Genomic DNA, 12,080 nt, shown 5'->3' on the forward strand with positions numbered 1-12,080 from the left:
CCGGGCCCGCACGAGGAGGGACTGTCGCCGCGATCCTCCCCTTCGGTCACCGCCTCCGAGGTGGCGCTGAATGAACCATGAAGGATTCGGCGGCGGCCCCGCGGGTGCGTGCCATTCTCAAGTCCGAGGCGGCTAACGGGAGGTCGGCCATGGGCGTGCACCGCGGATCCGTTCGTACTCTGAGGGGCCAGCCACATCCCGGGCTGCGGCTTCTCGCCCTGCCGCACTCCGGCGGCCGCGCCGAGAGCTTCGCCGGCTGGCGCGGCCCGCTGCCCGCCGCGTTCCCCGGCACCGCCGTGGAACTGTGCGCGGCGCAGTACCCCGGACACGGCGACCGGCTGGCCGAACCGCCGAGCGAGGGGGTCGGCCCGATCGCCGACGAGATCGTCGCGGACCTCGCCGGACTGCCGCCCGCGGACCTGGTGCTCTTCGGCCACAGCTTCGGCTCGGCCGTCGCCTGCGAGGTGGCCCGCCGCTGCCCCGGGGCCGGACTCCGCGTCGTCCTGCTCGTGGCGTCCTCGGCCTGGGCCCCCGGCGACCCGCTGCGGAACCCTCGCGACGAACACCTGCTGCCCGACGAGGAGTTGTGGGCGCGACTGGTCGCTCTGGGCGGCATCGACCCCGTGCTCGCGGACGAGGCCGAGGTGCGCGACCTGATGCTCCCCGCGCTGCGCGCCGACATCGCCGCGCACGAGCGCTATCTCGGCTGCCCGGACGGGGTTTCGCTGACCTGCGACATCCATGCCTGCATGGCCCGGGACGATCCGCTGGTGCCGGTCCGGGCCGGCCGCCACTGGGGACGGCTGACCACGGGTGACACCTGCGTCGGCATCTGGGCCGGAGGGCACTTCCACGCCTACGAGCAGCCCGCGCTCCTGCTGGCCGACCTGGCGCGGAGGGTCCCGGCACACGTGAAGGGAGGGCGTACGGCGCATGAGTAGTCCATGGGGTGGCCTGCGGCTCGTCGTCACCGGGGGCGGCTCGGGCATCGGGGCCGCCGTGGTGGCCCGTGCGGCCGGTCTCGGGGCCGACGTCCTCGCCGTCGGGCGACGTGCCGACCGGCTGGAAGAGGTGACGGCGAAGGCACAGGCCGACGGAGCGGGACGGGCCGTGCCGTTCGTCGCGGACGTCACGGCCCCCGGCGCCGCCGCACGGATCGCGGAACGGGCCCGCGACGTCCTCGGCGGCGTCGACGCCCTGGTCAACAACGCGGGTCACGCGGTCTTCGACCGTCTGGAAGACGCCACCGAGGCGGACCTGCGGGGGATGGTCGACACCAACCTGGTGGCCCCCGCCCTGCTCATCCGGGCCCTGCTGCCCGAACTGCGCGCCCACCGGGGCTGCGTGGTCAACGTCTCCTCCGTGGGCGGTGTCCTCGCGATGCCCGCGAGGTCCTACTACGGGGCGAGCAAGGCCGCGCTGAACTCCCTGACCCGCTCGCTGGCCGTGGAACTGGCGCCCGAGGTCCGGGTGAACGCGGTCCTGCCCGGCCCGGTCGACACGGGCCTGTGGGACCTGGCGGCGGGTGACGGCGCGGACGCCCTGCGCGAGGGAATCGTCGCCGGAACCCCCTTGGGGAGGTTCGGTCTGGCCTCGGAGGTGGCGGCCTGGGTGTGCCACCTCGTCGATCCCGAGACCTCGTCCTGGGTCACCGGATCCCTGGTGTCCGTGGACGGCGGACGCGCGGCATGAGCCGGGACCCAGGAGCACCACCCCGCCGGCCCGTCCCGGCCGGTCCTGCCACCAGCGGAAAGGCATGAATCAGATGACGCAGACAGCTCCACCGTGGTTCGCCCGGGCCTCGGCGATCCCCTCGTCCTGGCTGTACGAGTCCTTCCGGATCGCCAACGAGCGCGAGCGGGAGCACCCCGGGCTGATCAAGCTGAACGTGGGTGAGCCGGCCTTCGGCCCGCCGGACTCCGTGGCCAAGGAATTCGCCGCCGCGGCTCTGGACGGGCGGGCCCGCTACATCGACGTGCAGGGGCTCATGGAGCTCCGGGAGCGTCTCGTGGACAAGCTCGACACCGTCAACTCCGTGGACACCGAGCCTTCCCGCCTCTTCGTCACCCCGGGTTCGTGCCAGGGACTCAGCGCCCTGATGCGCTGCCTCGCCGAGTCGGGGGCGGAGATCCTCCTGCCGGAGATCCACTGGCCCGTACACCTGCAGCAGGCCCTGCTCGCCGGTTTCCGCCCGGTGTTCTACGAGCTGGACGAGCACTTCGCGCCCGACCCCGAGTCGATCCGGCGAGTGGCCACCCCCGCGACGCGGGTGCTGCTGCTGAACACCCCGTCGAACCCCGCCGGCGCGGTCGCCGGCCGCCCCCTGCAACGGGCCCTCTACGAGATCGCCGACGAGCACGGCTGGCAGATCATCAGCGACGAGGCGTACGAGGACTTCGCCTTCGACGGCCCCCACCTGTCGATAGCAGCCCTGGAGCGTGCCCGCCCCGCCCCGGAACGCATCGTCAACAGCGTCTTCACCTTCTCCAAGGGGCCGGCCATGACCGGCTACCGGCTCGGCTACGTCGCGGTGTCGCGGCCCGAGGTCGCCACCGCCATGCGCATGGTGCAGGAGTCGAACATCATCGCGCCCTCCGCGCCCGTCCAGTACGCAGGACTGGCCGCCCTGGACGCGTCCGGCGCGCTCGCCGCCAACCACGACTACGTACGGGGAAACCGCGACGCGGCGCTGTCCCTCCTGGTCGACGAAGGACTGCTGCCGGGCCTGCCCGGCGGCGGCTGGTACGCCATGGCCGACATTTCCTCCACCGGCCTGACCGGCGAGGAGTTCAGCACCGAACTCATGCTCAGACACGACGTCGTGGTGGTCCCCGGCAGCGGCTTCTCCGCACGGCCGGAGTTCGGCCACGACGGCTCGATGCGGCCCCTGAAACCCGGCGGTGTCGCGTCCGGCCTGGTCCGCATCGCGTTCTGCGTCGACCGCGAGCGGCTCGTCACCGGGGTGGAACGCATGGTCGGCCTGGTCCGTGAGAAGAGGGGACAGTGATGCGGACGGAGCCGACCTATGCCTCCTACCTGAGGCTGGACGAGCTGCTCACCCTCCAGGAGCCGCGCTCGGCCGAGGAGGGCGCCGACCTCACGACGGTGCGGTCCGAGCAGTTCTTCATCGTGAGCCACCAGACCTGCGAACTGTGGCTCAAGCAGATCCTCGGTGATCTGGCCGCCGTGGAGGGGCACTTCCTGACGATGTCGGCCGGCGGCATCGAGCGTTCGGTCGACCTGCTCTACCGGGCCGGTGAGTTGCTGCGCCTGCTGCGCGAGCAACTGGTGGCGCTCGAACGGCTGCCGCTGGAGGACTTCGCGCACTTCCGGCAGTACCTCGGCACGGCCAGCGGGGCACAGTCCAGCCAATCCCACCGGCTCGAAGGGGTCCTGGGCGACGCCCGGCGGCCGGGGTCGCTGTTCCCGGCCTTCCGCACCGGCCTCGACCACATCGGCGTCGACCTGGAGGAGATCGTCGAAGCGGGCGTCGAGGCGGGCTCACTGCACCGGGTTGTCGAAGCCATGCTGCAGGTCGGCAGCGGCTACTTCCAGTGGAAGATCGGGCACATAGGCCTGGTGACCAAGATGATCGGGGAGCAGCGGGGCACCGCCGGCACATCGGGAGCGGCGTATCTGATGGACCGGGCCACGATGCCGTTCACCGAACTCCACGAACTGCGGGGCAAGATGCACGAGCGCCGCCAGAAGCAGACCAGCCGCCTGCCGTAGCGGGCACCCCGGCCCCCCGAAAAACCGACTCGGCCCCGTGACGGCTCACTTGGCCGACGCGGTGGTCAACCGGCGCCTGTGCAAAGCCGGTTGGCGGCAAGCCTGGACGCCGTCGCGACCGGTCCGCCCACGCGAACGCGACCTGTCCGCCCGCGCGAAAGTGTCCGGCCCCACGAGCCAGGGGCCGGACACTTCGCTTCAGTGGGGGTGGTTCAGGAAGCGGCCTCCAGGATGTAGCCCCGGCCCCACACGGTGCGCAGGCTCAGGCGGACGCCGTCCAGCCGCTGCCGCAGCCGCATGATGTGCAGGTCTATCGCGTTGCTGGTGACCGCTTCGTTGTTGATCCGGCTCAGCGCCTCCTTGAGCCGGTCCCGCCGGACGAGGTGACCGAAACAGGCGAGGAAACATCGCATCATCTCGCTCTGCGCCTCCGACATCGGCACCGACTGCCCGCCGTAGTAGAGCACTCCGGTCGGATCCAGCGCGGGCACGAAGTCGGTCCCGGTGCGCCGCTGCAGGGTGTGGACGCGAGCCGCCAGATCGAGCCGGGCCACCGGAGGACGCACCCAGTCCTCGGTGGGGGAGATGTCGCTCGGCGGCGCCGTCTGGCCCTCCAGCACCAGCAGGCACGGCAGTCCGGCCTCGCGCAGCTGATCCCGCTCGTGGCGCTGCACCGGCCAGCGAAGGAAGCGGACTTCTTGTTTGTGGACGAGCGTGGTCATGGTCGTGACCCCCGTTTCTCGTGACAACCGGAAGTTGCTGCCGGGGGGGCCGGTGCCGTCGGCGGAGCGTGCTCGCGCGCCCGTCGCCGCCGCCGTAGTTCAAGCCGGCGGATCCGGCCGGTACGCGTACGAGACGGTGTCCTGCGCCGTGACCTCGATGCCGGCTCCCGACGTTCGTCGTCACCGGCCCCCGCCCGTCCGATCCTGCCGGTTCTCGATTCCAGGTCGATTCCGGGTCGGTTCCTCCTCCACCGGGACCGGAGCGGCACCGGCCGCAAACCCGCGTTCCGGGGGCCGGATCCCTTCGCCCCGAGGGACCGAAAACCCCTCGTATCCAGGGAGGGAGGGCGAAAGGAACCCGACATGGACGCGTGGCACGCCCCGGTGATCGGCAAGACACCCCCTACGGAAGTCGATCCTGTGAAACCTCTGACCACGGTCATGATCAGGAGCATGTGATGAAGAACGAGAACAGCACGCCACGCCGACGGGCGGCCGTCGTCGGCGCCGGGATCACCGGACCTCTCCTGTCGCTCTGCCTGGTGCGGCTGGGCTTCGAGGTGGACCTGTACGAGGCCTATCTGCGCCGGGCCCAGGACGTCGGCTCGTTCCTCAACCTCGCTCCGAACGGCCGCGCCGTGCTGGAGCGACTCGGCCTGGCCGACCGGGTCCTGGAGCAGGGCACCGCCGCCGGCTCCATCACCTTCGCCAACCACAAGGGCCGGGTGCTCGCGGAGAATCCGGAGCGCACCACCAACATCATGAGGGGCGAACTCAGCGCCGCCCTGCGCGAGGCCGCGACCGGCGCCGGAGCGAAACTGCACTCCGCCAAGCGTCTCGTCGCACTTGACGACATCGGGGGTGACGCCTGGCGGCTCGGCTTCGAGGACGGTACGCGGGCGGAGGCCGACATCGTGCTCGGCTGCGACGGGGTGCACTCCACCACACGCCGGCTGCTGCTCCCCGACGCGCCGCGGGCGGCCTACACCGAGGTGGTCGGCTCCGGGGGCAGGTCGCGCATCAGCGCCGGGGAACTGCCCGTCGACGGCACGTTCCACATGGTGTTCGGCTTGCGCGGCTTCTTCGGCTACCAGGTGATGGCTCCCGGCGATGTGTGGTGGTTCGAGAACCACCCGGAGCCCCGCGAACGCACCTTCGCCGAACTCGCCGAGACCGACGACGCGCAATGGGTGGCCGCGCTGGCCGAGCGGCACCGCCCGGACCCCGGGGTGGTCCGCCGCATCCTGACCGCCTCGACGGGACCGGTCGGCCGGTGGCCGGTCTACGAGGTGCCGCCCCTGGGCACCTGGCACCGGGGCAGCGCCGCGGTGCTCGGCGACGCCGCTCACGCGGTGGCCCCGCACCTGGGGGCGGGCGCCGCGCTCGGCATGGAGGACGCCTACGAACTGGCCCTGGCGCTGCACGAACACCCCAGCGCGCAACGGGCGTTCACCGTGTTCGAGGATTCACGGCGCGACCGGATCGCCGCGCTGGCGAAGCAGGCCCGGCAGACGGGCGCGGTGATGACTCCGAACCGCCGGCTCGCCCGGGTGATACGGGACCTGATGCTGCCGGTGGCCATCAAGCAGGGCGTGCGCAAGGGCTCCGAGGCCTACTCCTACCGGCCTTCGCGGTGGCCCGTGCAGGGGGACCGAAACTGACACGCACAGGGCCTCCCGCCCCGCGCGATGTACGGAGACGCGCGGGGCGGGAGGCCCTGTGCTGCCCGGCCGCCGAGGGTCGGGGCGGGGACCTCAGCGCAGTTCGCCGGTGACGATCCAGAGGTGGCCGAAGGGGTCGCGCAGGCGTCCCTCCCGCTTGCCGTACGGGCGGTTCTCGACGGGGACGACCACGGTGCCGCCACCGGCGACCATCCGCTCGGCGACGGCGTCCTGATCGGTGAACTCGGCCTCCAGCAGCACCGGGGAACCACCGACGTCGTCGGGGGAGAGCCAGCCCCACTCCGGCACCGCCGGGGACAGGGACAGCGGAGAGCCTCCGATCCGGAGGACGACGACCATCACGCGTCCGCTGTCGTCCTGGGCGCGGAACACCTCTTCGGCGCCCATGGCCTTCTGGTAGAAGGCCGCGGCCGTGTCGGGGTCCGGGACGATTAACCGTGGCGTCAGACTCATGGGCCGACTCTATGGCCCCGGCGCGAGCCGGCAGTGCTGATTCGGTCACTTCCTGCCACGCGCCGCGAACGCTCGCCGAGCCCTCGCCTCCTCGATAAGAACCTTTGTTCCTTACGTAGTGTACGTTTGTTCTTATGGATGGAACCGGAACGCCCGACGTGCGCGAGAGTGCGGGTCACGGCGGGCGACGGACTCGGCGGCACGATCCGCGGCGCAGGGAGCGGATCCTGGACGCCGCGCTGGAGGTGCTGGTCGGCGAGGGGGCGGCCGGACTCACACACCGCAAGGTCGCCTCCCGAGCGGACGTGCCGCTGGGGTCGGTCACCTATCACTTCGCGAGTCTGGCCGGGCTGCGGGCCGAGGCGTTCGCCCGGTACGTCGAACAGCGGTCCGCCGAGTACGAAGCCCTCTTCACCGACGCGACATCGCGCGAGGACCTGATCGACGTCCTGGTGGACGTGGTCCAGGGCGGACCGTCCCGGCACCGCAGCGCGGTCCTCGGCTTCGAGCTGCATCTGGCGGCCCTACGGGATCCCGCCCTGCGCGCGCTCACGCAGCAGTGGACCGGGTCAGGCCGCGCCGTCCTGGCCCGCTTCACCGGGCCGGAGACCGCAGCCCGGCTGGACGCTCTCCTCGAAGGCCTGATCATGCACGCGCTGCTGTCGACGGATGCGGTGCCGCGCGAGGAGACCCGGGCGGCCATCACGCAGACCCTCGGCCCGGAGACCGCACCGGGCACATGAACGCCGGTACGGGAGCGGGGCGTTCACGTGAGACGGCGAAGGCGCCCTGAGCCCGGCGTATCTCCGCCGGCACCCACAGAAGCGGCAGACGCACCCCGCCGCACCCGCACACCCAGCACACGAGGAGAACACCGTGGCGCCGACCGACACCCCCGTCATCAAGGTCAGTGACGCCGAACTGGACGACCTGCGGGCCCGGTTGCGTGCCACGAGACGTAGCGAACCCTGGCCGGTCGAGGGCTGGGAGGCCGGCGCCGACGACGCGGAACTCGACCGCCTCGTCACCTACTGGGCCTCCGGCTACGACTGGCGGATCCACGAGGCCGCCGTCAACGCGCTGCCGTCCCACTTCGCCGACCTCGACGGCACCCCCGTGCACTACCTCCGCTACGACGGCGAACACCCGGCCGCGCTGCCCCTCCTGCTCACGCACGGCTGGCCCAGCACCTTCCTCGAACTCACCGCCCTCGCCGAACGGTTGGCCACCCCTTCACGCTACGGCGGCGCGCCCGAGGACGCCTTCACCGTGATCGTGCCGTCGCTGCCCGGCTTCGCCTTCTCACCGCAGCGGCCCACGCTCTCCGAAGCCGAGCAGACCCACCACCTCTGGCACCGGCTGATGCACGACCACCTCGGCTTCCGGCACTACGCGGCCCATGGCGGAGACCTCGGCGCCGGCATCACCTCACGCCTCGCCGAAGCCCACCCCGAGGCGGTCGTCGGCATCCACCTGCTCGCCGTCGCGGGCCCCGCCGACCCCGACCCGGCCGGACTCACCGCCGAGGAGGAGGCCCACCTCGCCTCCGTCACCGCCTGGCAGGCACAGGAAGGCGGCTACCTGCACCAGCAGAGCACCCGGCCCCTCACCCTCGCCCCCGCGCTGAACGACTCACCGGCCGGTCTGCTGGCCTGGATCATGGAGAAGTACCGGGCGTGGAGCGACAACGGGGGTGACCTGTCCACACGCTTCAGTGACGACTTCCTCCTCACCCAGGTGTCGCTCTACTGGTTCACCGGCACGATCTCCACCTCGTTCCGGCCCTACTACGAGTACGCCCACGACCTGACCCGGCGCGTGCGGCGCGTGGACACGCCCACGGCCCTCGCCCTGTTCCCCGCCGACCTGAGCCGACCGCCCCGGAGCTGGGCCGAGCGCACCTACAACATCACCCGCTACACCCACATGCCCCGAGGCGGCCACTTCCCCGCCCACGAGGAACCCGCCCTCCTCGCCCAGGACATCACAGAGTTCCTCCGAAACCACCGCTGACCAGGGCCCCGGTACCGCGCCCGAACGCGCGCCGGGCCGACGCCATCCCGACGGCCGTGACGCCTCAGGACGCGGAAGTCGGGAGTTTGATCCGAGGTGGTCTGAGCGGCCTGCGCCGGTCCCGCCCAGTCGACCCGAGCTGCCTGAGGGCGTTCCGGGTGCTCTTGGTCGAGTTTGTCGCGACAGGTCGGTGATGAGCCGCCAGTGCGTCACGTCGACCTTCTGGCGGAGTCACCTATGCTCGCGCCCAGTTGGGGTGATCAGTTCGTTTGTTCAGGGGGCGGGGACCCGTATGGCCGATGAGATCAAGTACGAGTACAAGACCGTGCAGACGGTTCGGGGGACCGACGGTTTGGTGATCTCGAAGATGCAGAAGGACGGTTGGGAGCTCGTGGACCAGCTACCGGGCAGACTGCGCACCACCCTCAACTTCCGTCGGCCGAAGAAGCCCGTGCCATGGCGTCTGATCGGGGCGGGTGCTGCCGTCCTCGTGGTCCTGGCCGCCATCATCGGCACCGGCGTTGCGCTCAGCGACGGAGACAAGGAGGAGGGTCCGTCAGCCAGTTCGACGGCCACGAGTGAGAAGCCTGCCGCCGCTGCGCCGACCGCAGGCAAGCCGGCTGCCGCTGAGGTGATCACGGCGCAGAACAATCCGGAGTTCGCAGCGTTGTTGAAGGCGGACCCCTGCGACGAGGCGAACGTGAACTTCGCAACCAAGTACAAGGGCCGGAGGGTGGCCTTCGGAGGGTCAATCAGGCACATGGCATCGCACGGGGATGACCGGACCCGCTATGACTTCCTTCTCGGCCCGGGCGACAAGGGACCACGGACGACGGACGGCCCGAACTTCAAATACGAGGACGTCAACACGGGCAACCTGAACCTGACGGGCAAGCAGGTTCCTGCCACCGTTGCAGTGGGCGACAAGTTCCGCTTCGTCGCCGAGGTGGTTGACTTCAACACGATCCAGTGCCTCTTCCAGCTTGCCCCGGTCTCGACTGAGAAGCGGTAGCTGAAGTGGGCAGCTTCTGCCTGATGGAGGAACGGTCCGCGGCTCTCAGTGCCTGCTCGCTACAAGCGATTTTGCCGAGGTCATGGAGTTCCAGCACGCCTAGAAGGTCTTAACGGCCCACGCCGTCACCTACCTCCTCGCCGCCGACGGGGTCGACATCGACACCCATAGACCTCCACGCGTGGCTTGGTCAGCAGGCCAATCGCGCCGCTCTGCACGCGGCGAAGGGGGCGGAGCCGAAGATCATCGACCACATCGACCACATCGGCAACCTCGTCGGCCGTTCGCACGTGGCCGTTGACTTAGATCGTCACGTCCTTCGCTCCGCTTCAGCGTGACAGGGGCGTGACAGGGACGGCGCTGAGGAGCCCCGGCTGGCACTGGAACGAAGCGGCTGCTCTGGGCGCCCACCAAAGGCCCGGCCGACGCCGGGACGGCGAAACGCTTGGTATGCGAAGCCGACGGGACCAGGTAACGTCTTGACCATGTTCTTCCAGACGCCGATTTACGAGTGAGAGCGTGACGGGCCCCTGCCGACGTCCTGCGACGTGGCCGCGCCCGTCCCCCACCGATGAATCCGTAGATCACTTCACAACATTCCGGGAGAACCCGTGAGCAAGAACATCAACAACCCCGTCGGCATGGGCGGCGGCCAGCGCAAGAAGCTGTCCCGCGCCGAGCGGCAGAACAACGGTCCGCACCGCAACCTCGACCGCCAGAGCGCCGCCGACCAGAAGGCGGAGCTGCTGCGCAAGATGCGCGAGAAGACGGGTACGGCCGAGGGCGCCGGGCAGACGGGCGACGACACCGCGAAGAGCTGAGGCGCCGCCGCCACGGGGCGGCACCGCGCGTGGCAGGGCCCGGACCGCGACTCGCGGTCCGGGCCCATCTGCCGTACGGGGCGCGACCGGCCACCCTTCCTTGTATCCCTAGAAGAACCCGAGCTTCTTCGGCGAGTACGACACCAGAAGATTCTTCGTCTGCTGGTAGTGCTCCAGCATCATCTTGTGGTTCTCGCGCCCGATGCCGGACTGCTTGTAGCCGCCGAACGCCGCGTGTGCGGGATACGCGTGGTAGCAGTTCGTCCAGACGCGGCCCGCCTGGATCGAACGGCCCGCGCGATAGGCGGTGTTGACGTCCCGGGTCCACACCCCGGCCCCGAGCCCGTACAGCGTGTCGTTCGCCGTCTTGATGGCGTCGTCGAAGTCGCCGAACGACGTGACCGACACGACCGGACCGAAGATCTCCTCCTGGAAGATCCGCATCCGGTTGTCGCCCTCGAAGATCGTCGGCTGGACGTAGTACCCGCCCTTGAGCTCCCCGTCGTACTCCACGCGCTCACCGCCCGTGAGGACCTTGGCCCCCTCCTGCCGGCCGATGTCGAAGTAGGAGAGGATCTTCTCCAGCTGGTCGTTGGACGCCTGCGCACCGATCATCGTGTCCGTGTCGAGCGGGTGACCGGGCTTGATGAGCCCGGTGCGCGCGACGGCCGCCTCCAGGAACTCCCCGTAGTGGCCGCGCTGGATGAGCGCCCTCGACGGACAGGTGCACACCTCGCCCTGGTTCAGCGCGAACATCGTGAAGCCTTCGAGCGCCTTGTCGCGGAAGTCGTCGTCCTTGTCCCACACGTCGTCGAAGAAGAGGTTCGGCGACTTGCCGCCCAGCTCCAGCGTGACCGGCTTGATGTTCTCCGAGGCGTACTGCATGATCAGCCGCCCCGTCGTGGTCTCACCGGTGAACGCCACCTTCGCGACCCGCGCACTGGACGCCAGCGGCTTGCCGGCCTCCACCCCGAACCCGTTGACGACGTTCACGACCCCCGGCGGCAGCAGGTCGGAGACCAGGCTCAGCCAGTAGTGGATGGACGCGGGGGTCTGCTCGGCCGGCTTGATGACGACCGCGTTGCCCGCCGCGAGGGCCGGGGCGAGCTTCCAGACCGCCATCAGGATCGGGAAGTTCCACGGAATGATCTGGGCGACCACGCCGAGCGGCTCATGGAAGTGGTACGCGACCGTGTCGTCGTCGACCTCGCTGAGCGAACCCTCCTGGGCCCGGACCGCCCCCGCGAAGTAGCGGAAGTGGTCGATCGCCAGCGGGATGTCGGCGGCGAGCGTCTCCCGCACCGGCTTGCCGTTCTCCCAGCTCTCGGCGACCGCCAGCTTCTCCAGGTTCGCCTCCATGCGGTCGGCGATCTTGAGCAGGATGCCGGAACGCTCGGTCGCCGACGTACGCCCCCAGGCCGGAGCGGCCGCGTGCGCCGCGTCCAGGGCGCGCTCCACGTCCTCCGCGGTGCCCCGGGCGACCTCCGTGAACGGCTGCCCGTTCACCGGACTCGGGTTCTCGAAGTACTGCCCGCGCGCCGGCGGCACGTACTCGCCCCCGATGAAGTGGTCGTAACGCGCCTCGTAGGAGACGATCGCGCCGTCGGTGCCGGGCGCCGCGTAACGGGTCATGCTGGTCTGCCTC

The 12,080-nt window shown here is 70.3% G+C and carries 12 protein-coding genes; 9 read left to right on the plus strand and 3 right to left on the minus strand.

The features are described 5' to 3' along the window. The first annotated feature begins 149 nt into the window (after nt 1–149). The 4 genes from ACZ4VA_RS13590 (at nt 150) to ACZ4VA_RS13605 (ending at nt 3,732) form a co-directional block, all read left to right on the plus strand. On the plus strand, nt 150–941 hold the full coding sequence (locus tag ACZ4VA_RS13590; protein WP_468081304.1) for a thioesterase II family protein: 792 nt from the start codon (nt 150–152) through the stop codon (nt 939–941). Next, nucleotides 934–1,692, plus strand: coding sequence for an SDR family NAD(P)-dependent oxidoreductase (locus ACZ4VA_RS13595; RefSeq protein WP_355791243.1), 759 nt, complete (start codon nt 934–936; stop codon nt 1,690–1,692). Before ACZ4VA_RS13590 ends, ACZ4VA_RS13595 begins: the two co-directional genes overlap by 8 nt. Nucleotides 1,693–1,765: 73 nt before the next feature. Continuing rightward, nucleotides 1,766–3,007, plus strand: a complete 1,242-nt coding sequence (locus ACZ4VA_RS13600) for a pyridoxal phosphate-dependent aminotransferase (RefSeq protein WP_355791240.1) — start codon at nt 1,766–1,768, stop codon at nt 3,005–3,007. Beyond that, complete coding sequence (locus ACZ4VA_RS13605; RefSeq protein WP_356164505.1) at nt 3,007–3,732, plus strand: tryptophan 2,3-dioxygenase family protein; 726 nt, start codon at nt 3,007–3,009, stop codon at nt 3,730–3,732. Before ACZ4VA_RS13600 ends, ACZ4VA_RS13605 begins: the two co-directional genes overlap by 1 nt. A gap of 212 nt (nt 3,733–3,944) precedes the next feature. Here the strand turns inward: ACZ4VA_RS13605 and ACZ4VA_RS13610 are convergent, their stop codons facing one another. Next, nucleotides 3,945–4,454: a helix-turn-helix domain-containing protein gene (locus tag ACZ4VA_RS13610; RefSeq protein WP_355795451.1), complete on the minus strand. Its 510-nt coding sequence runs from the start codon at nt 4,452–4,454 to the stop codon at nt 3,945–3,947. Between the two features lie 458 nt (nt 4,455–4,912). On the opposite strand from ACZ4VA_RS13610, the gene ACZ4VA_RS13615 reads away from it, so the two are divergent. Then, nucleotides 4,913–6,115 (plus strand): FAD-dependent oxidoreductase, encoded by a 1,203-nt coding sequence (locus ACZ4VA_RS13615; protein ID WP_356164503.1) that lies wholly within the window; start codon nt 4,913–4,915, stop codon nt 6,113–6,115. Nucleotides 6,116–6,208: 93 nt separating this feature from the next. On the opposite strand, the gene ACZ4VA_RS13620 is transcribed toward ACZ4VA_RS13615, so the two are convergent. Further along, the gene (locus tag ACZ4VA_RS13620; RefSeq protein WP_356164501.1) at nt 6,209–6,589 is read right to left on the minus strand and encodes a VOC family protein; all 381 of its coding nucleotides are present in this window, start codon (nt 6,587–6,589) and stop codon (nt 6,209–6,211) included. A gap of 134 nt (nt 6,590–6,723) precedes the next feature. Here ACZ4VA_RS13620 and ACZ4VA_RS13625 point away from each other — a divergent pair, with 134 nt between their 5' ends. From ACZ4VA_RS13625 to ACZ4VA_RS13640, 4 genes are all read left to right on the plus strand, one after another. Then, on the plus strand, nt 6,724–7,332 hold the full coding sequence (locus ACZ4VA_RS13625) for a TetR/AcrR family transcriptional regulator (RefSeq protein ID WP_356164499.1): 609 nt from the start codon (nt 6,724–6,726) through the stop codon (nt 7,330–7,332). 133 nt (nt 7,333–7,465) lie between these two features. Continuing rightward, nucleotides 7,466–8,602: an epoxide hydrolase family protein gene (locus ACZ4VA_RS13630; RefSeq protein ID WP_356238610.1), complete on the plus strand. Its 1,137-nt coding sequence runs from the start codon at nt 7,466–7,468 to the stop codon at nt 8,600–8,602. Nucleotides 8,603–8,894: 292 nt separating this feature from the next. Further along, nucleotides 8,895–9,614 (plus strand): DUF4839 domain-containing protein, encoded by a 720-nt coding sequence (locus ACZ4VA_RS13635; protein WP_356238607.1) that lies wholly within the window; start codon nt 8,895–8,897, stop codon nt 9,612–9,614. A gap of 611 nt (nt 9,615–10,225) precedes the next feature. Next, nucleotides 10,226–10,435 carry a DUF6243 family protein gene (locus tag ACZ4VA_RS13640; protein WP_355790486.1) on the plus strand — a complete coding sequence of 70 codons (210 nt, stop codon included), beginning with the start codon at nt 10,226–10,228 and terminating at the stop codon, nt 10,433–10,435. Nucleotides 10,436–10,543: 108 nt separating this feature from the next. Here the strand turns inward: ACZ4VA_RS13640 and exaC are convergent, their stop codons facing one another. Further along, a complete protein-coding gene (gene exaC / locus ACZ4VA_RS13645; protein WP_468081310.1) occupies nt 10,544–12,067 on the minus strand; it encodes an acetaldehyde dehydrogenase ExaC in 1,524 nt (507 codons plus the stop codon). Nucleotides 12,068–12,080 lie beyond the last annotated feature (13 nt).

Source organism: Streptomyces sp. NPDC028308, from assembly GCF_055565855.1.

What these genes read in the sequence shown, in the direction of transcription:
- ACZ4VA_RS13615 (WP_356164503.1), top strand. Translation starts at nt 4,913, where the DNA reads ATGAAGAACGAGAACAGCACGCCACGCCGACGGGCGGCCGTCGTCGGC.
- ACZ4VA_RS13635 (WP_356238607.1), top strand. Translation starts at nt 8,895, where the DNA reads ATGGCCGATGAGATCAAGTACGAGTACAAGACCGTGCAGACGGTTCGG.
- ACZ4VA_RS13595 (WP_355791243.1), top strand. Translation starts at nt 934, where the DNA reads ATGAGTAGTCCATGGGGTGGCCTGCGGCTCGTCGTCACCGGGGGCGGC.
- ACZ4VA_RS13605 (WP_356164505.1), top strand. Translation starts at nt 3,007, where the DNA reads ATGCGGACGGAGCCGACCTATGCCTCCTACCTGAGGCTGGACGAGCTG.
- exaC (WP_468081310.1), bottom strand. Translation starts at nt 12,067, where the DNA reads ATGACCCGTTACGCGGCGCCCGGCACCGACGGCGCGATCGTCTCCTAC.
- ACZ4VA_RS13625 (WP_356164499.1), top strand. Translation starts at nt 6,724, where the DNA reads ATGGATGGAACCGGAACGCCCGACGTGCGCGAGAGTGCGGGTCACGGC.
- ACZ4VA_RS13610 (WP_355795451.1), bottom strand. Translation starts at nt 4,454, where the DNA reads ATGACCACGCTCGTCCACAAACAAGAAGTCCGCTTCCTTCGCTGGCCG.
- ACZ4VA_RS13600 (WP_355791240.1), top strand. Translation starts at nt 1,766, where the DNA reads ATGACGCAGACAGCTCCACCGTGGTTCGCCCGGGCCTCGGCGATCCCC.
- ACZ4VA_RS13620 (WP_356164501.1), bottom strand. Translation starts at nt 6,589, where the DNA reads ATGAGTCTGACGCCACGGTTAATCGTCCCGGACCCCGACACGGCCGCG.
- ACZ4VA_RS13590 (WP_468081304.1), top strand. Translation starts at nt 150, where the DNA reads ATGGGCGTGCACCGCGGATCCGTTCGTACTCTGAGGGGCCAGCCACAT.